Origin of the sequence: Shewanella psychropiezotolerans, from assembly GCF_007197555.1 — a bacterium.
GTDB classification, from domain to species: domain Bacteria; phylum Pseudomonadota; class Gammaproteobacteria; order Enterobacterales; family Shewanellaceae; genus Shewanella; species Shewanella psychropiezotolerans.
Genome location: NZ_CP041614.1, coordinates 1087083 through 1110151, shown reverse-complemented (window position 1 = coordinate 1110151; position 23069 = coordinate 1087083). Strand labels below are relative to the sequence as shown.

Below are 23069 nucleotides of genomic sequence, written 5' to 3'. Positions count from 1 at the left end.
TATTCATATATGGATGGATATTAATAATGAAAAACTTCAATATTAATATCGGCTAGATACACAAAAGCCAGGTTTTTAATCGCGTAATTAGCCTATCCCAAAGAAAAGCGATCGTTAACGATCGCTTTTCTTATGTTTCATGGCTTAAGATTCTGACTGGAGCTTATGCTCAATTAAAACGCCTGGAAGAAAATGCCGAAGGAGCAGAACACAGCCACAAACCAAGCCAGAGAACGTAAAGTCCCTTTATCGATCAAATAGAGAATCTGATAGGCGATACGTGCAACCACATGAATTATCGCCAAGGTCACTACTGTTTCATTAACGCTATCGGTGGCAATGACAGCCACTACCGACGAGCCAAAAATCAATAGAGACTCGAAGGCATTTTGATGCCCCGCCACCGCGCGAGCACCGAAGCCAGTTAGCTTGGCCTGTTGCGCCCTCGGGTGGGCGTTATCGTAGCCACCCGCTTTAGCCATGGCCCAAGCAACAGGCCCTTTCGTCAAATAAGGCAACAACATGGCAATAAACATACAAATAAGTAAAGTCGTCATAGGGCACAAAGTTCCATTAAAATTGTAGGACCGGCTTTAGCCGGGAGAGATAACACAGATAAAGCTTCGCAGCTAAAGCAGCTCCTACATAAAAGCTCATAGTTCGCGGCTATCTCGCCTTATCTAACGCATCACACAGGGCTTGAACGCCTTGAAGTGCGCGCGGTGTAGCTCTGTGTAACAGGTCTGCATTGAGCTGATAAATATGCTCATTCTTAACTGCCGGGATCTCCTGCCACTCACTCCAGTCGACGCCTAAAACATTGCCTTCATCCTGACTCTGCAGAATAACGTCCGGCATCTTCAGCAGCACACTCTCCAAACTGACCTGAGGGTAATCACTGGCCGCATCGAGATAGACATTGTCGCCATGACAAACAGCTATTATCTGTTGTATCCAGCTATTCTTAGCCACTGTCATCAAGGGAGTAGACCAGAGCTGATAGAAGACTTTCACCTCAGGCTTAACCAGATTATCGTTTCGCAGAGCCTCAAGCCCAGCAAGGTAATCAGCGGCGACCTTGTTTGCCTCGACTTGATGGCCAGTTAACTCTCCCAGCTCTTTTAGCTCATCGGCAACGGCTTCCAGTGTCTTAGGGTCGCTGTTATACACATTAAATCCCAGGTCCTTTAAGCGCTGTAGATCCTCGGCCTTATTGCCACTTCCCCAGACCACGACTAAGTCGGGCTCCAGCTCAAGCACCCTCTCTATCTGAATGCCGTGATAGCCACCGATTCTAGGGATATCCAAGGCCGATTTTGGAAAGTCGGCATGATCTGTGGTCGCGAGTATTGAGTCTCCGGCGCCAATCGCATACAGCATCTCAACCGAGTGCGGCGATAGCGCAATCACTCGTTTAGCGGGCGCGGCCATAGACGAAAATACTGGCAGACAAACAGCCAATAACAAGACGATTCTTTTTATAGTTTTCATTACCTTCTCTTATAAAAATACACATAGCGATTTCATTCAATGACAGGCCAAGACCAATTACTCTGAGATTGATTGACAGCAATAAGATAGAGCAGTACTATCAGTCTTGCAAGCAGTTGAAAAATAGGTGTATTAATGAACTATTTTCTTGACTATAAGCAATGCAGATGTGGTGGAATTGGTAGACACGCTAGCTTCAGGTGCTAGTGCCCGTAAGGGCGTGAGAGTTCAAGTCTCTCCATCTGTACCAAACTTATCTTAATATCCAAGTACTTATCCCGTTTCACTCTAAAACTCTTCCAAAAAAATCACCCTAGATTTATCTAAGCAACCCCCAAGATCCTCTCTAAGAATCCAAAGCAATTCTCTTAAGACATTCACTGAAAGCCTGCCCCTGAGCATACGCGCTTTCTACCCAAAAGCCGCCGAAGGCTCTTTATTAGATAAGCTGACGGCTCTATGTAATTGGCTGAACTCTTTATAACTGCAAGCCGGGCAGACAATAACGCCACAGTGGTTAGCACAAAGAAATGTAATTTCAAACAGGCAGAAAGAAAATGGCGTGATGAAGAAGCGAAGTGCAAGGCGCCCCACAGCGAACAACGAAGACATACCTTTAGGTAGGCGAATTGTGAGCGAGGACGTAACGCAGCAATTCACTTCTGCAATAGCCATTTTTAGTAGTCGAAGCCGGGTTGGGCTTTAATTCCATTATCAAACGCATGCTTAATAGGTTGAACCTCACTCACTGTATCCGCCAGCTCGATAATAGCCCTGTGACACGCCCTTCCGGTAATAATTACATGCTGCATTGGCGGACGATTCTTCAGTGCCTCTATGACTCTGTCGACTTCGAGATAGTGATAGCTCACCATATAGGTCAGCTCATCAAGCATAAGGCAATCTATCGACTCGTCTTTGAGTAACGCTTCTGCAGCAGTCCAGGCACTCTCGGCGGCTTGGGTATCTTTCTCTCTATCTTGGGTTTCCCAGGTAAAGCCGGTACCCATCACATGAAATTCGACCCCGGCTCCTTCGAGTAGAGTACGCTCGCCACATTCCCAGTTACCCTTGATAAACTGCACTACCGCAGACTTTTTACCGTGACCGACACTGCGCGCAATCGTGCCAAACCCGAGGTAGACTTGCCTTTACCATTACCTGTTAGCACTAAGAGAATGCCCTTCTCTTCTTGAGCCGCAGCAATTTTGGCATCGACAGACTCCTTGACTCTCTGCTGCCTCTGCTTATGACGTTGGGCTTTCCTCTCTTCCAGGCTCATCTGTTTTTCTTCATCAATTGAATTCGAGTTTTCGTTATTATCTGTCATTTTATTCCCATATTTTTATGTAGGATCGGCTTTAGCCGGGAGATTCGATGCAAACTAAAGCAGCTCCTAGCCCCTAATTCCTAGGTGGTAGTTCTTAGGATCAGCTCTAATTTATCCATATCTAAATCTTTCTCTAACTGATCGGCAAAACGATTCAACTGCTGATCACGAATAGCATCTATGTCGACAGGTTCTGCATCCGACATACCGGCCCACTTAAGTAATAGCGCGCAGGCATCCGGTGAGTCGAACAGGCCGTGCAAGTAAGTGCCTAACACTTGGCTATCTTCTGAGAGTAAACCGTCACTGAACGAGCCTGCAGCAGACGCACCTTCAACTTTTGACTCCACCGGAGATAAGCTCAGGGGCTGAAGTTGGCCCTCGGCTTGAGTTTTGAGTAACAGGGATTGGCCACAATGGATCTCATAGCCTTTCACCTCGGTCAGCTCACCGAGTAACGAAAGCTTACCTGTCACCTGACGTAGGACTTTTTGCGGTTTTAGCTCAGTGACCAGAGACAATAGCCCGAGTCCTTCGCTTTCACCGGGCTCGCCTTCGACACCGCTAGGATCATCGATAAGCAGGCCTAACATCTGATAGCCACCACAAATCCCCAGCAGCTTGCCGCCGTATCTCAGGTGCTTCTTGATCCCTATGTCCCAACCTTGATTCCTTAGGAATTCCAGATCGGCACGGACATTTTTACTGCCGGGCACTATGATGAGATCCGCTGGTGGTAACACACCAAACTCAGATTGACTCTCGGCTTGGATCTGCAGGGATACATAGTTAAATTCAACATGGGGATTGAGCCGCAGAGGATCGAAATCGGTATGATTACTGATCCGCGGGAAGACGAGCACCAAGACCTTGAGCCTGGTCTGAGTCGATTTATTGGGTGCTGGTGTCAGCGCATCCTCGGCGTCCAGATGCAGATCGTGCAGATAGGGCAGCACACCCAGAACAGGCTTATTGGTGTACGTTTCTAGCCAGTCTAATCCCGATTGCAGCAGGGCTATATCGCCGCGAAAACGGTTGATAACGAAGCCTTTGACTCTGGCCTGCTCGGTATCAGATAATAATGCTAAGGTGCCCACCAGATGGGCGAATACACCACCTTTATCGATATCGGCAATGATGATCACGGGACAATCTACCGCTTCGGCGAACCCCATGTTGGCGATATCACCTTCGCGCAGGTTGATCTCAGCCGGACTACCCGCCCCTTCTACCATCACCAGCTCATAGGCATGGGTTAAACGCGAAAACGAATCCAACACGGCAGACATGGCTTTGACCCGATAACCGGGCAGGTACTCGCCTCCACTTCCATCACCCTGACCTTTATGCAGACCGAAGAAGGTCTTAGCCTCCATCTGGTCCAGTGCCTGGCCTTGAACTATGACCTGAGCACCGGTATCTGAGCTAGGTTTAAGCAAGATGGGATTAAAATCTGTGTGCAGGGGTAAACCACAGGCCACCGCTTGTAATGCCTGAGCACGGCCAATCTCACCACCATCGGCCGTTACCGCACTGTTGAGTGCCATATTCTGTGGTTTAAACGGGGCAACGCGCCTCCCCTTGCGGGCAAATAAGCGACACAGGCCAGCGACTAAGGTGCTCTTACCTGCATCGGAAGTGGTTCCCTGCACCATAAGCACACGGGCTGAGCCCATCTTTGAATCGATCGTGTTATTAGAATTCATCTTGTTCTTTTTATTTAGTATGAAGCCGCAGGCTGTAAGGTTTTTAGAAGCCATAAATACTGAGAGACATGAAGGATACAAGCCTTCTTAACCCCTAACCTTGTTTGCTTTATTTTAATCTACTGGCTAATAGATTGGATTCCGGCCATAAGCATGCCGGAGTGAAGAGTGAAGAGTGAAGAATGCCTTCAACTTTCCCTTATAGCTTTCTTAGCTTCTACCCCTTCAATCTCATGGGTAAACCAGCTGTCACTTTAGTCACTGTATCCGCAATAGCCGCTATATCTTGATGCAGCCAACCCGCCTCATCGACGAAGCGGCGATTAATCTCTCCCAAGGGCACAATGCCGCAGCCAACTTCATTGCTGACCAGATAGATCTCACCGGGTAATTCGGTTAATGCCGAGAGTAAAGCTTGCTTCTCGGCGTTCCACTTGCGATCGCAATCGGTAAATACCGTCGGAGAGTCTTCGAGCATCAAGTGATTGGTTAACCAGAGTGTCAAACAGTCGACCATGAGTACCCTATCCTTCCTGGCATATTCACTCAGGGTTTCCACCAGATTTAACGGTGTCTCGACGGTTATCCAATCCAAGCTATCAGCCTCTCGGTCAGCTTTATGACGAGTAATTCTGTCATTCATCTCGTCATCTAAGGCCTGAGCCGTGGCAATGTAGACGCACTGATAACCATTTTCGCTGCATGTCTTTGCCGCCATGGCAGCATAACCCGTCTTACCGCTACGGGCCCCACCGAGTACCAGATGAATCATGTTATACCTCCTGAGATGCTCTTAGCTCTCATAATAGCTCTTAAACAGCTAACGAACACATCACCGAAAGCTGGTTCTATCATGCTAGGCTAGCTAATAAGAGTATATAAAATACTAGCTCGGAGACTTGTTGAGCAGCGCCTAAAGTGTCACCGGTATAACCGCCTATCTGTCTTCGAAAAACAGTCACTAATAACCAGCGAGCTAGGAATAAACTTACTGCTATCAGTATGGCTGACCCCAGACCACTAAGCCATAAAGCCAGAACACCTGTGACCAGCAAAATAGCGAGTTCATTGGTGGTTTGGCTTTCGGCCAATGGCTTGCTCTTGCTGCCCTTCTCTTCACTAACACTAGTAGCGCTAGCATAAGCATCACTGACATATATGTCGGTAAAGATAATACTCGCGGCTAACACCCGGCTGAGGCAATGACCCAGAATCAGCGCCACAATGACAAGTTCAGGATCATATAACGCCAGCTCCAACAGCAACATGTACTTTAATATCATGGACAACAGCAGGGTTACCGCGCCATAGGTACCGATACGAGAGTCTTTCATTATTTTCAGTTTATCGGCAACCGCCCAACCGCCACCAAAACCATCGGCGGTATCTGCCAGACCATCTTCATGAAAGGCCCCTGTCACTGCCACACCAGCGATCATAGCTAAGATGATGCTGATAGATGTTGGCAGAACAGTCAGGCTGAGCTCATAGACCAGTGCCGAGATAGCACCAACGAGTATCCCAACCAAACCAAAATACCTGCTGGCCTTATTGAGATTATCGGCATCGACTTTGACCCAAGTCGGCATTGGAATGCGGGTAAAGAAGCCCATAGCAATAAAAAACAGCGTTAGTTCTCTGCGTAACACGTCCATAAATAATCCTTTAAAGAAGTTCCTAGGCCCTAGAACCTAGGAACTGAAACCTTGTTTTTAAATCTCTATTCCTGCATCGCTGAAGCTGGCCATCTCATTGTAGAAACCAGCAGCGGCCTGGATCATAGGTAAAGCCAATGCTGCACCGGTTCCTTCACCTAACCTCATGCTTAATGTCAATAAAGGTCTGGCCTGAAGGTGCTCCATCATCAAGCAGTGTCCCCGCTCATCGGATTGATGGCCGAAGATCATATAGTCACGAACATTTTCATTGATCTGCACCGCAACCATAGCAGCCGCTGTAGCGATGAACCCATCGACCACGACTAACATTTTCCTTTCCGCTGCGGCTAACATGGCTCCTGTTATCTGCACAATCTCAAAACCACCTAAACAGGCCAGAATATTCATAGGACTGGTCAATTCAGGCCCATGAAGATGCAGGGCTTGCTCAACCAAAAGCTGCTTTCTCTTCAGGGTCGCAGCGTCTATACCTGTGCCGCGGCCGACACATTCGGCCCCTCCATATTCATGATGGTGGCCATGATAGCCGCCGCCGATGAGGTATTGCCTATGCCCATCTCACCTAAGGCGATTAAATTTGTCCCTTGCTGGTGATGATATTCGATTCGGTTACGGGCCATCTCGAAGCCTTGCTTTACCGCACCTAAAGTCATAGCTGGCTGTTTATGAATTGGGTTTGTTCCCGCACCTAATCTCTGTTCGATAATACCTTCAACACCTTCGAGTGGTTGTAGTATTCCGCAGTCGATCACCTCTAGTTCGAAGCCAACTTGGCGACAGAAGACATTGATTGCAGCGCCGCCTTTGATAAAATTCATCACCATTTGAGTGGTCACATCACTGGGCGCTATCGACACTCCGGATGCTGCTATGCCATGGTCAGCGGCAAAAACCAGCAGTTTAGGCTTGATGATTTCAGGCTTATCCTTATCTAAAATTCGCGCCAGTTGCATGGCTATATTTTCCAGTTCACCCAGAGCACCTAATGGTTTGGTCTTATTATCGATCTTATACTGGATCTCTTCATCGAACTCATGGCTCACTGGACTAATATCAAACATTATCTACACCCTGTTTATTTTCGTTATTCATTATTTTTTAAAAGCAAAGACAGCTTCGCGGCTAAAGCCGCTCCTACCTAGAGGAGGTTCACTTCCTTCGACTTAAGATCCCTAAGAAGAAGATGCTGCCTATCACAGCTGTGATTATGCCTACGGGCAGTTCCTGATGGCTCAACATGGTCCTTGCTAAGACATCTACCCACACCATAAATACCCCACCGACTAAGGCAGTGGTAATGAGGGGGAAATGACCGGGAAACAGCATTCTTACGGTATGGGGCACCATTAAACCAACAAAACCTATGCCGCCACAATTGGCAACGAGAATCGCGGTGATGATGGAACAGAGCAGCAGCATTTGCAGCCGCAATCGACTCACGTTTATACCTAAAGTATGGGCCGTTTCATCACCTGCCCGCATGGCCATTATCTGTCTCTTAAACAGTAAGATGATACCTGTACAGCCAGTGACAATCACAAAAGGCGCGATTAACCCACTCCAGCTGGCTTTCGAGAAGCTCCCTAGACTCCAAAACAGCACTGATGCGGCCGCCTGAGGGTCTGAAAAGTAGAGCAACAAGCTAGTTAGTGCGCCGAACATAAATGATATCGCCACGCCCGAGAGCAACATGCGCTCTATCTGGCTGCTCATGTGTCGGCCACACAGAGCCAGTACCATAGCAACCGACAAGCCGGCCCCCATAAAGGCCCCCAGAGGCAATGTCATCCAGCTAAACTGTTCAAACAGACCAGAGCCGGCGAGCAGCCCTGAGCCGGTAAATAGTGTTAGCACAATAACAGCACCAAAAGATGCCCCAGAAGAGATACCGAACAGATAAGGGTCCGCCAGTGGGTTGCGTGTGACAGTTTGCAGCACACTACCTGCGATAGAGAGACCAGCTCCAGCAATAAATGCCAATATGACTCTAGGAAATCTCAGTTCCATCACTATGCGCTGGGTGATGCTAGCAACGTCGCCAATCCCGAACAACTGATGCAAGACCACATCTAAGGTGTCCATAAACGAGATATTTGCGGCACCAAAACTCGCGGCAAACATCAGACTCAGCAGAGATAATAAGCTCAGGGAGAATAAAATCCATTTATGAGCAAACAGCTCATGCTTAACCAAATCGACTTCACCAGTTTTCATTTCTCTGGTTTTCACTGCAACTGAATCAGTTTCCGCCATTCCAATTCCTGCTGGGAGTTTGACACTTCTAGTCATGGGCTACGTCCTCGAGAGAAACCGGGCCACTTTTATTACCCTGACTCTTCTCACGGCCCTTCTCATAGCTATTCTTATGTCCTGGCTCGTAACCCTTGTCGTAACTCGTCTCATAACCATAGTAGTAACAGATCTGTGGATTTCCATGTTGAGGATGAGGCGCGACATGGGAACAGACACCGAAGACCTCGCCTATGGCCTGCTCTGTGAGCACCTGTTTAGGCGAACCGTAAGAAATACACTTTCCCTCTTCCAGCAGAAGTAATTTGTCGCACATGGCGCTAGCGAGATTAAGATCGTGAATAGAGGTGATCACAGTGATCCCGATTGAGCGCAACAGCTCCATGATCTGGATCTGATAATGGATATCTAAATGATTGGTCGGCTCATCGAGAATAAGAAGTTTAGGCTGCTGCACTATGGCACGCGCTATCAAGGCTCTTTGCTTTTCACCGCCAGAGAGATATTCATAACTCTGCTTAGCCTTATGGGTTAAACCAACTTTTTCCAGCGCATCGGATATCAAGACCCGATCGGCAGAATTAGTGAATTCGAACGGGCCTTTATGGGGCGTCAAACCGATAGCCACCAATTGCGCCGTGGTCAACTCGAAGTGATGAGGGGTATCTTGCAGTACTACTGCCACCTCTCTGGCGAAGGCCTTAGAGGAGAGACAAGTTATCTCTTGGCCAAACAGCTGGATTCGGCCACTATCAGGCTTGATATATCGATAGATGCAGCGAAGCAAGGTCGACTTTCCCGCACCGTTAGGCCCGATAATGCCGAGCATCTCACCGCGCCTTATGGAGAAGCTTACCTGCGACAGAATCGAGCGTGACTCGACTTGCCAGCTAAGCTCGCGCACATCCAAGGCGAGCTCAGGTGTGTTCTGTGACGTTGAGCCTGAAACTAATGACATCTATGACTCCCCCGAGTTACCCGCTCGAGTATTATCGCGACAAAATGAGGCAGGTATCCTGACTGGTGATTAAAAACAAGATTCTAGTTCCTAGGTACTAGATTCTAGATTCTAGGAACGTTTTTAAAAATCACTCACAGTTGCGGGCACAGTTTGGGCTTCTAAAGCTGATAGCTAATGCTGCTAATGCTATAAACATAAGCTAAAGACATAAGCTAAAGACATAAGCTAGGAGCTATCGTCCCAATTCCCTTTTAAGTTTGAGTTAGCAATAAAATGGGCACACTTGATTAAACGGCCAGATTAGCTCTCAACACCTCATTTTGCGAACTTGAAACCTTCCTCTTAGAAACTAAAAAGAATAAAAAATTAAATAAAGTACTAAATAGATAATTTACATAACAAGCTCTAATGGGCGCTATTATGCCGATTTTACTTGTATTGGCAAATTGTACCTGTGAAGTGATCGCGTTGATTCATACTAAGACATACTCAGATAAGTCATAGAGACAGAGTAAAAAGCGATTAGTCATCGCCCCAATGCAGCTTAGTGAAGTGGCCCTGAGGAGAGGTGAACACAGATATCTTGACCACAGAAGCATAAGCTAATGACAGCTGAGTGTAAAAACCGGCCACCCCACTCACACCAAGGGCATTGGCCATCAAGTGTCTCATCACTCCAGCGTGAGTGATCAAGAGTAAGGTTTGTCCCGAATATTGCTGCAAAATAGATTGCCAAAGGGCATCGATTCTGAATTCAAACTCAAGCATGCTCTCACCATTAGGTGGTGTCACGGCCCAGGGATTCTTCCAATAGCTTTCTATCATCTGAGCGGAGTTCTGATACAAACTCTCTAAGGTCTCGCCATCCCAATCACCAAAATTAACCTCCTTTAAACCGTCCTCCAGTTTTAATGGCACTCCATTTTTCAGATAGAGGTTGAGTGCAAACTCACTGCAGCGACGCAGGGGGGATGAGAATAGTTGGTCAAACTCCACATCGTGACGCTCAACGAGACGTTCAATGGCAGCTGTCATCGATGCTCGCCCCGCTTGACTCACGGCGACATCTGTATGCCCCTGAGTATATCACCGCCTTCGCATTCACCATGACGGAGAAGATAAAAGACAGTGGTACGCTCAGCCTTATTCTCAATGCAGCTCTTGCTGTCACCTTGAGCTCCTTCAGACATATTTTCTCCTTTGCTGGTTTCCCGTTTCTATTTCTAGTGCTACTTCCTAGAATCTAGATTCTAACTCCTATCCTCTTGTTCCCAGTATAAGTCTAACTCTCAATATTTTGCGGGAAACGTATATGGTAACAGAGTCCCTTACCTGGCGATGTTTCGACGTCAACTTCCCCCTTGAGTTTCTGGGTCACCAAGTTATACACCAGATGTGTGCCCAGTCCACTGCCTCCCTGATTACGCTTAGTGGTATAGAAGGGATCAAATAGATTCTTCTCGCCATCTTCATCTAAGCCGACACCATCATCGCTGTAATTCATTAATATGTTCCCCTCACTGCCAGTCACTTCTATGGTGACCTTACCGACCTGTTCAGGCTTAAAGGCATGCAGTAAGCTATTCATTATCAGGTTAGTCACCACCTGCGAAATAACCCCAGGATAGGTATTACAGATAAGCTTATCTGGACATATAACCTGTATTTTATGAGGCTCTTTTTTCAATGTTGGACGCAGCGACATTAAGATCTCGCCGAGATATTCTTTAAGGCCAAACTCTCTAACCTGCTCACTGGATTGATCCACAGCGACCCGTTTAAAGCTCTGGATCAACTTAGATGCCCGAGCATTGTTCTTAAGAATGATATCCATCGACTCGGTGCAGGTTAGCATAAAGCCTTGAAACTCCTCTTCACTCAGCTCCCCGGCGGCAAACATCTTCTTCAGTCCAACGACCTCATCATGTAGGTGAGATGCCGCGGTGACACAGACACCGATTGGCGTATTGATCTCATGGGCTATTCCCGCGACCATTTTACCTAATGATGCCTGCTTCTCGGTTTCAACCAAATGGGCCTGAGCGCTCTTGAGTTTATCTAAGGTCTCTTGTAGCTCGCGGGTTCTGTCATCGACTATACCCTGCATCTGCTCTGAGTATCGCTTAGCCAACAACTCTTTCTCTTTCGAGTAGTTAAGTTGTTGCCTTAACTGAGCCGGACTTATTTTCAACTGTGCCAATAACTGACCGTAATAACGCTCTAAGGTGCGGATCTCTTGCTCGGAATAAAGGTTAGACTGAGTCACCACCATGTGGGCCACCGCTGCCCCAGTGATACCACTCAACTGCCTCTCAGTGGTTCGCTCCAGATTTGCCAGTTCCTGCACATTGATCAGACTAGCCTCATTGAGTTCAGCCTCGATCAGACAGGCTGCCAGTTTCATCTCGGCATATTCAGGAGTCAGATACTGGCTGAATATACCTTTGAGTAATTTAAGCTTAGGATCAAGCTCGATATTTCTGGGCAAGGTATCCATGATGGCTTCATCTTCAGCCACACGCTCAGCCATCACATCCATAAACTCGGCATTGTAACGCTTCTCTTCCCCGGACATCTTAGAGTACAGACTGCCCAATACCAGCGCCGAGATGTTTGCCGCCATGGACCAGAAAGCGCCATGACTGATCTTGTGCATTTCGGTGCCCAATAGATGCTCGGGATGCAGCCAACCTATGCCGAAGGGACCCGTTAACAAAATATCGGCATTGATCCAACCACTTTTCATGATTGCAGGTAAAAGCAAACAATAAGCCCAGATGCCAAAGCCAGCGCACAGGCCCGAAAATGCGCCTTTCGTTGTGACCTGAGGCCAATATAAACCGGCAATAACCAAGGGCAGAAACTGTAACACGGCGCAAAATGAGATCATCCCCATGTTAACCAACATGTAGGACTCGCCCAGATAGAGGTAAAACATCTGCCCGGCCCCAAGCACGATAAAAACCGCCAACCAGCGAGATTGCAGTAAATACTTCTTCAAGCGACTATCCGGTCTGAACCACTGAATGAGAGGTAAAACCAAGTGGTTACTGAACATGGTCGATAGAGTCATTCCCGACACCATAAGCATGGCCATAGAGGCTGAGAAACCACCAATGAACACGAAGATAGTCAATAGCTCTTGCCCGGCTAACATGGGAATAGACAACATATAGCTATCGGCTGTTTCGGGCCCCAACAGTAGCAAGCCCGCCGCCGCAATAGGCGTGACAAACAAGGTCATCAAGATGAGATAGACAGGCAGCCACCACTGGACTTTTTTAACATGATTAGGGTCCGGGTTCTCCACCACCATCACATGGAACTGCCGTGGAAGTAGCATGAAGGCTGTTCCCGCTAATATGAGGTAACTAAACCAAGTGACAAATGCGGGTTTCGACGACATATTAGCCGCAGCCTCAGGCATCTTCTGTTCCAATTGAGCAAAGATATCCAGGGGAGAGTCGAACATCACGAAACAGACAAATACCCCGACGGTCAACATGGCTGCCAGCTTAACCACACCTTCTACCGCCAACGCCAACATCATGCCTGGGTGACGCTCAGTGGGGTCCAGATGGCGGATACCAAACACTATGGTAAACAGGGCGACGCCCAGCCAAACCAACCAGGCTATAGTGAGCTTAGTCCCGACTTGCACCGCCAGAAGCAAGTCGATAGACGTATTTATCGCCTTAAGCTGCAGGGCTAAATAAGGCACTATGCCTATCATGGCCACTAAGGCCGCGAGTCCCGCCAGCGACACACTGCGATTATATCTGGCAGAGAGGAAGTCAGCGATACTGGTCACCCTGTATATCTGCTTAATCAGCAATATTCTTTGCATCAAGGGCCAGATAACGATCATCAAGAGCGTCGGGCCCAGATAGATAGTCAACATCAAGATGCTAGAGCGAGTGGCGATACCGACACTGCCGAAGAAAGTCCAACTGGTACAATATATGGCTAAGGACAGGGCGTAAACTGCGGCGCTGGTGGTGATCTTTTGAGCTAGTTCGCTACCAGCTTCAGCCCAGGCAGCAATCATATATAGAAAGCCTACATAAGCTAATATGATCAGCAGCAAACTCGTAGCGCTAATCATCTCACCACCTTGGATTTTACATAAAACTCTCTGTCATGAGGAATTTGAGGATACAGAGCACAAAGCACAACTTTTACCGTCTCAGCGAGAGGCTGGAGAGGTAAATTGGGCTCCAATGCATGTCTACACATCATCGACTAACCTACTTAGTCAAAGCATATAAAAATAGAATTAAAGACAGCCAAATCAAAGTGATACTCAGTAACATACTAGATAGGCTGAATGCTATGTTGCTGGCGACTGGCCATGAGACAATAAAAAACCACATAATTAGAGCCAACAGTCTGAAGGCTGCTTGATTATTATTTTTCCTCCACACCACATTTCTCCAGTAAAGAGCCTGCTTAAAGCATAGTTCAGACCTTAAAAGAGTGGAAAATTCATTCACAAATAAGTCAATATACAAGGTGATAGAACACACAATATGGCAACTCGACACAGATACGTGTCTGGTTTAGTATAGACGTCTATACGTATAAACATCCAAACGATACCACGCAGTGGTTTCAATAGAGATGCAGCGCAGATCTATTAAGGCAGGTAGAATTTATGGCCAGTGGCACCCTAAGTACCCAAAGATTAACCAAAGAGAAAGGTCAACAACTCACCTTAAAATTGACCCGACAACTCGAACAAGGGATCCTCATTCTCGATGGTGCCATGGGCACCATGATCCAAGACCTTAAGTTGGAAGAGGAAGATTTTCGCGGCGAACAATTCAAAGACTGGCATAAGGATGTTAAAGGCAACAACGACATGTTGGTGCTGACTCAAGCTGCTGCCATCAAGGGCATTCATAAACAATACCTGCTGGCCGGCGCCGATATTATCGAGACCAACACCTTCAACTCGACGCGTATCGCCATGGCCGACTACGACATGCAGGAGTTCTCGGCCCAGATAAACCTTGAGGGAGCCCGCCTCGCCCGCGCCGCTGCCGATGAAGTGGAGCAAGAGACTGGCCGCAGCTGCTATGTAGCCGGTGTACTCGGCCCGACTAACCGCACCTGTTCTATCAGCCCGGATGTGAATGACCCGGGATACCGAAATGTCACCTTCGATGAACTGGTCGAGGCTTATGTTGAGTCTATCAATGCCCTGATTGAGGGCGGCGCCGATATCATCATGGTAGAAACCATTTTCGACACCTTAAACGCCAAAGCCGCACTTTTTGCCGTCGAGACTGTCTATGACGATCTCGGTGCACGCTTGCCTATCATGATATCCGGCACCATTACCGATGCATCGGGCCGTACCCTGACCGGACAAACCACCGAAGCCTTCTACAACTCACTACGCCATGTTAAGCCGCTATCAATTGGCCTTAACTGCGCCCTGGGACCTAAAGAGCTGCGCCCTTATGTAGAAGAGCTATCTAAGATTTCCGAGTGTTTCGTCTCGGCTCATCCAAATGCGGGCTTGCCCAATGAGTTCGGTGGCTATGATGAAACCCCTAAGCAGATGGCCGATATTATCGGTGAGTGGGCCCAGGACGGCTTCCTTAATATAATCGGTGGCTGTTGTGGTACCACGCCGAATCATATTCGCGTCATTCGCGAAGCCGTTATCAAGTACCCCGCCCGTCCGCTACCCGATATCCCGGTGGCCTGTCGTCTGGCTGGACTTGAGCCGCTGACCATAGACAAAAACTCGCTGTTTCTTAACGTGGGTGAGCGTACCAACGTCACTGGCTCGGCCAAGTTTTTACGTCTTATCAAGACTGGTGAATTCGAAGAGGCGCTTTCTGTTGCCCGCGATCAAGTAGAGAACGGCGCGCAGATCATAGATATCAACATGGATGAGGGCATGCTCGACGGCGCCGAAATCATGCACAAATTCCTGAACCTTATCGCCTCCGAGCCTGATATCTCACGTGTGCCGATTATGATCGACTCCTCCAAATGGGAAGTGATCGAGGCCGGACTTAAGTGTATCCAGGGTAAAGGTATCGTTAACTCCATCTCGCTAAAAGAGGGAGAAGAGAAGTTTATCCAGCAGGCCACCTTAGTTAAACGCTACGGCGCTGCGGCCATCATCATGGCCTTCGACGAACAGGGCCAGGCCGATACTAAGGCGCGCAAAATAGAGATCTGTACCCGCGCCTACCGGGTATTGGTAGATAAGGTGGGCTTCCCGCCGGAAGATATCATCTTCGATCCCAACATTTTCGCCATCGCCACGGGTATCGAAGAGCATGATAACTATGCCGTCGACTTTATCGAAGCCACCGCCGAGATAAAGCGCACCTTGCCCCACGCGATGATTTCCGGCGGTGTATCTAACGTCTCCTTCTCCTTCCGTGGTAACAATCCGGTCCGAGAGGCGATTCATGCCGTGTTCCTCTATCACGCGATTCAGGCCGGCATGGACATGGGTATCGTCAACGCTGGTCAATTAGCCATCTATGACGATATCGACCCAGAGCTTAAGGAAAGGGTCGAGGCCATAGTCGGGAACTTTGCTTGCACCGCAGTCGATAAGAATGGCGATGCCACCAATAACACAGAACTGTTATTGGAAGTAGCGGAGAAGTTTCGCGGCGACGGCAGTCAAACCGCCAAAAAAGAAGATCTCGAATGGCGCAGCTGGGAGGTCAATAAACGTCTAGCCCACGCTCTGGTTAAAGGCATCACAGATTATATCGACGAAGACACGGAAGAGGCGCGAGCAGCGTCGAGCCGTCCGCTTGATGTGATCGAAGGCGCTCTAATGGACGGCATGAATGTCGTCGGTGACCTGTTCGGCTCGGGCAAGATGTTCCTACCTCAGGTGGTAAAATCTGCCCGGGTAATGAAAAAAGCCGTGGCTTACCTCAACCCCTATATCGAAGAAGAGAAGACGCCGGGTCAGTCAAACGGCAAGATCTTAATGGTCACCGTTAAGGGTGACGTGCACGATATCGGCAAAAATATTGTCGGCGTGGTACTGGCCTGTAACGGCTATGATGTTATCGACCTCGGAGTCATGGTGCCGGTGGAGAAGATCATCGACGTGGCCATAGCCGAGAACGTCGACATCATAGGCATGTCAGGGCTTATCACCCCGAGTCTGGATGAGATGGTGCATAACGTTAAGAGCTTCCATAAGGCGGGCTTAACCATTCCAACGATAATCGGCGGCGCGACCTGCTCGAAAATTCACACCGCGGTAAAAATTGCCCCACACTCACCGACAGGGGCCATCTATATCGCCGACGCCTCACGCGCCGTGCCTATGGTGTCCAAGCTGATTAATAACGAGACTCGTCAGGCCACCATAGACGCCGCCTATCAGGAGTACGATGTGATGCGCGAGAAACGCCTGTCACAGACCAAGCGCAAGATCATCACGACTATCAAAGCGGCCCGTGATAATCGCTGCAAGTATGACTGGGACAACTACACCCCGTTTATCCCCAATCAGCTGGGCCGTCAGGTATTCGATGACTACCCATTAGAAGATCTGGTCGAGCGTATCGACTGGACGCCGTTTTTCCGCAGCTGGGAGTTACACGGACACTTCCCTAAAATCTTAACCGATAAGGTCGTTGGCGAAGAAGCCACTAAGCTGTTCGCCGATGGCAAGGCCATGCTTAAGAAGATCATCGATGAGAAATGGCTCACCGCCAAGGGCGTTATCGGCCTGTTCCCAGCTAATACTGTCAATCATGACGATATTGAGCTGTACTCTTGTGATGGGACGGACGAGTCTCGCGAGAAACCAATAATGACCCTGCACCATCTGCGCATGCAGATAGAGCGTGTGGGCAACGACAACTTTTGTCTGGCCGACTTTGTCGCACCAAAAAACTCAGGCGTCGCCGACTACATGGGCGGCTTCGCAGTCACTGCGGGTCACGGTATCGACGAGCATGTTGCGCGCTTCGAAGCAGACCACGATGACTACAGTGCCATTATGCTCAAATGCTTAGCAGACCGATTGGCCGAAGCCTTCGCCGAGCGTATGCATGAACGTGTACGTAAGGAGTTTTGGGGTTATGCCAGCGATGAAGTGTTGGATAACGAAGCACTGATTCGTGAGAAGTATAAAGGCATACGTCCAGCCCCTGGTTACCCAGCTTGCCCCGATCACACAGAGAAAGGTCTGCTTTGGGATCTGTTAAAGCCCGATGAGACTATCGGCCTTAATATCACCGAGAGCTACGCCATGTTCCCAACCGCTGCAGTTTCTGGCTGGTACTTCGCCCATCCTAAGTCGCGCTACTTTGGCGTGACCAATATCGGTCGAGATCAAGTCGAGGATTATGCGGCACGTAAAGGAATGAGTATTGAGGATACAGAGCGGTGGTTAGCACCAGTGTTAGATTATGATCCTGAGTAATCATAAGGTTACTCTTTTTAGTAGGGGTTCCTGAATCATCAGCTATCCCCTGTCATCCCGGCGATGCTTTTAGGCCGGGATCTAGCTTTCCAAACTTCGTTTGGATGTATATCGCAGGATTCCCACCCTTCTCGCAATGAAAAGTAGGGCAAGGAGGACTGCTCGTCCCATCCTCCTTGCATCCACCATGACGCCCGGCGAAGTTACATGCATTGAGTACGGGCCTCATACTCCAATATAAATCGCCTAACAACTCAGATGCTACATCCCTGTAGCTCCGAGCCTTATCCATCATCCATGATGGCTATACGGCATTTTCAATTACGTATTTCAGCAACTTCCAACGGGGAATAGTTGTAGCTTTAACCTTCATTTACTAGAGCACTGTGAACTCTTACTCTGACCCTGATTAATCCCCTGATATTCAAAACCAGCCATATATACCCTATTCATTCTTGTATTTCAAAGTAACTAAAATAGTGTAAACTTAATTTGCTGGTTAAATTGATTAGAGAATGATGATGAAAAAAAGCAATGTTACATCCAATGCTGAACGTACATTTAAACCAAGCCTACAAAATATGAAAACGAGTTTAAGTTATGAAGGGCTTAGCATTAAAGCAAACAGTACAAGTAAAACTATCTCCCAATTAAAAGCACAATATGCGCGATAAGTACGGTACAGAGTCGGATCCATATTGTTACCCAGACAGCGACACTCTAATCAACCTTTTCGATATACACGATCCCAATACTCTAAGTGAAGCAGAAACCGACTTCTACGCCCAACGACTGCTCGCCTATCAAGCAACTGACCCATCCTTATCTCACTTTACTCTTAATCATTTGCAAACGATTCACCACCACCTTTTTCAAGATATGTATAATTGGGCTGGTGAAATAAGAAGCATTGATGTATCGAAAGGCTGAACTCGATTTTGCGCTGCTAGCCGCATAGTCCAGCAATCCTCAAAGGAATTTTCCTTAATCCCACATCTTAGTGAGATATCTGACTTAACAATATTGATTGCTGCTTTTGCCGACATTTATTGTGAACTTAATATTATTCACCCTTTTAGGGAAGGTAACGGCAGAACCCTGCGTTTATTTTTTGAAGAGTTAGCATTTGTATTAGGACAGGAATTAGTATGGCCAAATATCGATAAAGAGGAATGGGTACAGGCAAACATTGCAGGCTATAACGGAGATTTACAGCTGCTAATTGAGATTTTTACGATTGCTTTTAATGCAGAGAATCACGAAATATAGTGCGATATAAAAGCTACACCATGCTCCCAACAGCGAGGTATCAGGTTGGTACTTTGCCCACCCATACCCACCATCAGTAACGCTACTTTGGCGTGACTAATATAGGTAGAGATCAGCTGCGCGTAAGGGGATGAGTTTGGCTGAGACTGATAGGTGGTTAGCACCAGTGTTGGATGATGATCCAGAGTAATCATGTTTACTCTTATTAGTGGGGATTCCTGAATCATCAGCTATCCCCTGTCATCCCGGCGATGCTTTTAGGCCGGGATCTAGCTTTCCAAACTTCGTTTGGATGTATATCGCAGGGTTCCACCCTTCTCGCAATGAAAAGTAGAGCAAGGAGGATTACTCGTCCTATCAATAACATCCATGTTTAACAGCCAGTTCGGTATCCATACCTCTCGCTCAGAGAGGTTACTGTCGCAACCTTCGCCCTTGATTCTTCGTAAACCAAAGTACCTATGACGCCGGCGAAGTTGTCTTCCTCTGTTCTTATGGGTAAATGACTACCGCTTCCGATGGTACATCCTGCACCCCGAAAGCTAATCAGACATCCGTGTCTGACTCACATCATTTATTCCAACGCCCTTCAGCAACTTCCAACGGGATTATTGTAGCTTGTGGCTCTATTTAGAAAAGCCAAAAGGTATATCCCGTCTTTTTAAGGTTCTAGAACTTTTCTACTGGAGCACTCGCTAGTTCAGGAATAACATTTTTTACTTTCCCATCTTGTAGGTATTTGGGGTGATACTTGCCAACTGGTAATGTCATTACAGCGTTAGAATGTACACGTCTTGCTACTGGAACATAATCAGTTGCTGCAGTTGATATCGCTGTTACGATTAAATCTGCAAGTAAATTTCCAGAAGAACCAGAAGTATCTAGCACGAATGTATTTTTATATGACCATAATACACTGTTCGTTTCTGCTGAAACTAAAATGTACTCCATCCCTACAGTAACATTGCCTGAAATGACCATATAATTAGTTTCCCAGGATGTTAACTTGATAAAGAGTACTGATTCTGCACCAAATTTATCTTTGTAGGTTGAAAATGGGATCCCTTTTAGTTGCGTGCCATCAATAATCCCTGCCTCTTTGAAAATATTGCTCACAATAGGTACAGGGAGTACATAGTAGCCTTTATCAGCTAAAGGCTGGGCAACCGTCGCGTTTAGGAAGTCGGGAGCTTCAGCAGCTGTTGTTTCATTGATAACGGGAACAATGAGCATAACTTGACGATTAACGTCTGAATACATGTCAGGAAAGGCAGCTTCTTTAGTTGTTGTCTTAGCTGCACAGCCCGACATAAGTAAAACAATAGTAATTGAAATGAGTAAGCGCATGTTTATCCCTATTTCTGATCTGATATTAAGCGTTCAATAAAGCCTTTGGACTCTGGGTACAATTCAGCTTCTTGGCGGTAATAAGCAATACTGTCATCGCTATCACCACGTTTTGCTGTAATGTATCCAATTTCAGCATAAATCCCTGGAGGAACTTTCAAACCTTTTTGCTTTGATGTATCAACAATTCTGTTTAACTCATTGAGGTGATTTGTGACACTTTGTTCTGAAGGCGCTTTAATATATTCATAGTAGGTCTCGGAGTAGTTCCCCCAGTAATATCCACTCTCAGTTATCGAAGCACAGCCTGCAAACAGAAATGTCGTGGCAAGTATAAAAAGGTATCTTGTTTTAATTAGCATTAGTTACTTTTCCTTTTAGAGTCGTATTGTTCTTACTTGACCATCAGCAAGGTAAATGTCTTTAGTGTAAAGAACTGTACCTGTAGGGCTCTTGATGGATAGTCTGTGTGATCCTTTATCCAATTTTATTACTAGAATTTGACGATTTTCATCTGCTGCATCAGCAGCACCAGCAATACCTGTTGCATAGGGAGTTAAATCTTGACCATTAATTATATGGTTATTGATTGCAGCAACAGAAATTGAATTTCCAACTAACACGTCGGCAATTATGACGACTTTTTGTTCATGTTCTAAACCCGTTTCATTTCGCTGTACATTTGATCCGCATGCAATTAAAAATACACTTAAAAATAAAAATATTATTGTTCTCATGAAAGTCTCATTTTATTTGTCAGAAAGGTAATATTTTGACAGGTCATCGCTAATCGACCCTTCAACTACATCTACGAAAGATATTTGCTCAAACTCATCATTTCCATATGTAGATAACACTTGGATCTTACCGATTTTCTTCCCCGGTAAAGTGATACGGCCACCTGTTTGTGGGTTTTTCACTTGCTTCCCATTCTGATAAACAACTAACTCCATACCTTCAGAAAGACCCTGTGCTTCTCCTCCAGAAATGATGAAAGTGCCATCCTCATTTGATAGAAAATATGATTTCCAAGGCTTGGCCGTCATGTTTTCGACTAGATTGCTGATCATTTGAGATATCGCTTGTGATAACGCTTTATCAGTTAGGCTTTGATCAAATGCAGCAGATGTTCCAGCTCCAAGTGTTTTCTTTGTTTCAGTGGTTGCTTCACCAGCCCCTTCAACAGAGCTTATTATCCTTCCTGTTGTTACATCCACTAAGCGGACGTTAACCTTTGTATAAGCTTTCTGTATTTTTGACTGAGAGAATAAACCTGTAGTACTCTCAGCTGAACGGCCAAATTCGCTCACAGAACCAACGATTAAGTAATCAACAGAAACGCCACTATCATTTATGCCTTTTAATATGTTTTCTGAATTAACTTCATCACTGTCAAGACGTTCAAACATAATAAACTTATTGGTGTCGGCTAGGCGAGCACTAAGGATATCAGCCGCTTGTTTACCAATTCTATTGTTAGAACTGTCTACTAGAAAGCTGTTTGCTGCCTGAGTTTCATTTGAAAATCTTGCTATTGCGATTTTACGTTTTAGAAACGTTTGAGCCGAATCAGACTTTATACTTGTGTTTGAAGATGTTGCATCCAATCCAGTTGCAAATGCAGGTCCTTGAAGGCAAAAAAGTGTCAACCAGGTGAATACGAAAATATTCCATTTATTCATTTTGTTCTCTTTTTTAATTTTATCCGTTGATGCTTCATTATATTTAAAATGAGCACTATTACTTGGAGATCTACGCGCTTGAGAATTCTGCTACCTATGTCATATTTCGTTGATTTTTCCCTCAAGTTTGTGTTTTACATTTATGAACTACAAAAAATAAAATAACCCACTTTAGCTTTCGATACCAAGGAAGCTCGCATTTTATACTCCCTTCTTCATCCAATTAGATATTCAGCTGAAAAATATAGTTTTTATCTGGGGGGACTGGACAGTCGCATATTTTGTTTTGTTAACGACAAAACATCTTGAGTAGAAGCTTCCCTAGTTGCACTCTCAATTACTTCCACAAAGCGCTACGCTTCCATAGAAAACACGTAAGTAAAGATTACAGTATCCAAAATATCTAAATGCTTCCTTACTCCTTGGTTCTCAGTGCCCTCCATTGTGCATCGGTTTAGAAATGTAGAATCCAAACAAATGAGAATTTTGTATGGATTAATGTTTTTAAACAATTGATTGTTAACTATTTATTACGCTAGCAACTTGATACAAGTAACGGGCTCTTTGGGCTCTGGCTGCTAAATGTTCATAAAGCGAAGCAAAGAGTGGTATATCATCCTGATACGGGTTCCGCCTGAGCTGCTTGCTAGTACCTGTTATGGGTATTAAGCGGTGCCGCTTAGGAAATCATCCTTGTTTTTTGTTTATCTTTTCGACAGACAAGATAGCGTTCTGTATACAATCTGTCTAGCAGTTTCTACTAATCATTTTCTCTACAATTATTCAGCTTTTATTTTAGATGACTTAATAGACAACATTTTAGATAACAGCTAGTTAAGCACCGACTAAACTAGATTGGCTAAACACAAAAAAAGGCAGTTCAGCCACACTTTTGTATTGTTAACGACTCCTTTATTCGAAGTAAAAAC

The 23069-nt window shown here is 46.4% G+C and carries 16 protein-coding genes, 1 tRNA gene, 3 pseudogenes and 1 riboswitch; of the genes and pseudogenes, 4 read left to right on the top strand and 16 right to left on the bottom strand.

All coding sequences use genetic code 11. The features are described 5' to 3' along the window. Positions 1 to 173: 173 nt before the first annotated feature. Together FM037_RS04925 and FM037_RS04920 are read right to left on the bottom strand one after the other, a co-directional pair. Positions 174 to 557: an MAPEG family protein gene (locus FM037_RS04925; protein WP_144045083.1), complete on the bottom strand. Its 384-nt coding sequence runs from the start codon at positions 555 to 557 to the stop codon at positions 174 to 176. Positions 558 to 666: 109 nt separating this feature from the next. Continuing rightward, positions 667 to 1491, bottom strand: a complete 825-nt coding sequence (locus FM037_RS04920; RefSeq protein ID WP_144045082.1) for a cobalamin-binding protein — start codon at positions 1489 to 1491, stop codon at positions 667 to 669. Between the two features lie 163 nt (positions 1492 to 1654). On the opposite strand from FM037_RS04920, the gene FM037_RS04915 reads away from it, so the two are divergent. Beyond that, positions 1655 to 1741: transfer RNA gene (locus FM037_RS04915), tRNA-Leu, on the top strand. Positions 1742 to 2168: 427 nt separating this feature from the next. Here FM037_RS04915 and cobO read toward each other — a convergent pair. From cobO to FM037_RS04870, 10 genes and pseudogenes are all read right to left on the bottom strand, one after another. Then, positions 2169 to 2821 (bottom strand): annotated as a pseudogene (cobO, locus tag FM037_RS04910) (cob(I)yrinic acid a,c-diamide adenosyltransferase). 80 nt (positions 2822 to 2901) lie between these two features. Continuing rightward, positions 2902 to 4527 carry a cobyric acid synthase gene (locus tag FM037_RS04905; protein ID WP_229381092.1) on the bottom strand — a complete coding sequence of 542 codons (1626 nt, stop codon included), beginning with the start codon at positions 4525 to 4527 and terminating at the stop codon, positions 2902 to 2904. A gap of 217 nt (positions 4528 to 4744) precedes the next feature. Beyond that, positions 4745 to 5299 carry a bifunctional adenosylcobinamide kinase/adenosylcobinamide-phosphate guanylyltransferase gene (gene cobU / locus FM037_RS04900; RefSeq protein ID WP_144045081.1) on the bottom strand — a complete coding sequence of 185 codons (555 nt, stop codon included), beginning with the start codon at positions 5297 to 5299 and terminating at the stop codon, positions 4745 to 4747. A gap of 79 nt (positions 5300 to 5378) precedes the next feature. Further along, complete coding sequence (locus tag FM037_RS04895; protein ID WP_144045080.1) at positions 5379 to 6182, bottom strand: adenosylcobinamide-GDP ribazoletransferase; 804 nt, start codon at positions 6180 to 6182, stop codon at positions 5379 to 5381. A gap of 57 nt (positions 6183 to 6239) precedes the next feature. Further along, positions 6240 to 7267: pseudogene (cobT, locus tag FM037_RS04890) on the bottom strand (nicotinate-nucleotide--dimethylbenzimidazole phosphoribosyltransferase). Between the two features lie 88 nt (positions 7268 to 7355). After that, the gene (locus FM037_RS04885; RefSeq protein ID WP_144048824.1) at positions 7356 to 8420 is read right to left on the bottom strand and encodes a FecCD family ABC transporter permease; all 1065 of its coding nucleotides are present in this window, start codon (positions 8418 to 8420) and stop codon (positions 7356 to 7358) included. A 67-nt stretch (positions 8421 to 8487) separates the two neighbouring features. Beyond that, complete coding sequence (locus FM037_RS04880; RefSeq protein ID WP_144045079.1) at positions 8488 to 9414, bottom strand: ABC transporter ATP-binding protein; 927 nt, start codon at positions 9412 to 9414, stop codon at positions 8488 to 8490. A 31-nt stretch (positions 9415 to 9445) separates the two neighbouring features. Next, positions 9446 to 9714, bottom strand: a riboswitch (cobalamin riboswitch). A gap of 225 nt (positions 9715 to 9939) precedes the next feature. Continuing rightward, a complete protein-coding gene (locus tag FM037_RS04875) occupies positions 9940 to 10452 on the bottom strand; it encodes a histidine phosphatase family protein (protein WP_229381091.1) in 513 nt (170 codons plus the stop codon). A 20-nt stretch (positions 10453 to 10472) separates the two neighbouring features. Continuing rightward, positions 10473 to 10607, bottom strand: a complete 135-nt coding sequence (locus FM037_RS29915; RefSeq protein ID WP_267874863.1) for a hypothetical protein — start codon at positions 10605 to 10607, stop codon at positions 10473 to 10475. A 92-nt stretch (positions 10608 to 10699) separates the two neighbouring features. Then, positions 10700 to 13522, bottom strand: coding sequence for an ATP-binding protein (locus FM037_RS04870; RefSeq protein ID WP_144045078.1), 2823 nt, complete (start codon positions 13520 to 13522; stop codon positions 10700 to 10702). Between the two features lie 549 nt (positions 13523 to 14071). Here FM037_RS04870 and metH point away from each other — a divergent pair. The 3 genes and pseudogenes from metH to FM037_RS30325 all read left to right on the top strand — a co-directional run. Continuing rightward, entirely contained in the window at positions 14072 to 17842 is a 3771-nt protein-coding gene (metH, locus tag FM037_RS04865; RefSeq protein WP_144045077.1) for a methionine synthase, read from the top strand. Between the two features lie 1023 nt (positions 17843 to 18865). After that, positions 18866 to 19111, top strand: coding sequence for a Fic family protein (locus FM037_RS29150; RefSeq protein WP_227992669.1), 246 nt, complete (start codon positions 18866 to 18868; stop codon positions 19109 to 19111). A gap of 8 nt (positions 19112 to 19119) precedes the next feature. After that, positions 19120 to 19301, top strand: a pseudogene (locus FM037_RS30325) (vitamin B12 dependent-methionine synthase activation domain-containing protein); the annotation flags it as partial. Positions 19302 to 19780: 479 nt separating this feature from the next. On the opposite strand, the gene FM037_RS04855 reads toward FM037_RS30325, so the two are convergent. From FM037_RS04855 to FM037_RS04840, 4 genes are read right to left on the bottom strand one after another with little or no spacing between them, the layout of a single operon-like run. Then, positions 19781 to 20458, bottom strand: a complete 678-nt coding sequence (locus tag FM037_RS04855; protein WP_152829412.1) for a GNA1162 family protein — start codon at positions 20456 to 20458, stop codon at positions 19781 to 19783. Positions 20459 to 20466: 8 nt separating this feature from the next. After that, a complete protein-coding gene (locus tag FM037_RS04850) occupies positions 20467 to 20820 on the bottom strand; it encodes a DUF4810 domain-containing protein (protein ID WP_144045075.1) in 354 nt (117 codons plus the stop codon). Between the two features lie 15 nt (positions 20821 to 20835). Next, positions 20836 to 21195, bottom strand: coding sequence for a hypothetical protein (locus FM037_RS04845; protein WP_144045074.1), 360 nt, complete (start codon positions 21193 to 21195; stop codon positions 20836 to 20838). Positions 21196 to 21207: 12 nt separating this feature from the next. After that, positions 21208 to 22140, bottom strand: coding sequence for a CsgG/HfaB family protein (locus FM037_RS04840; RefSeq protein WP_144045073.1), 933 nt, complete (start codon positions 22138 to 22140; stop codon positions 21208 to 21210). Positions 22141 to 23069: the final 929 nt, after the last annotated feature.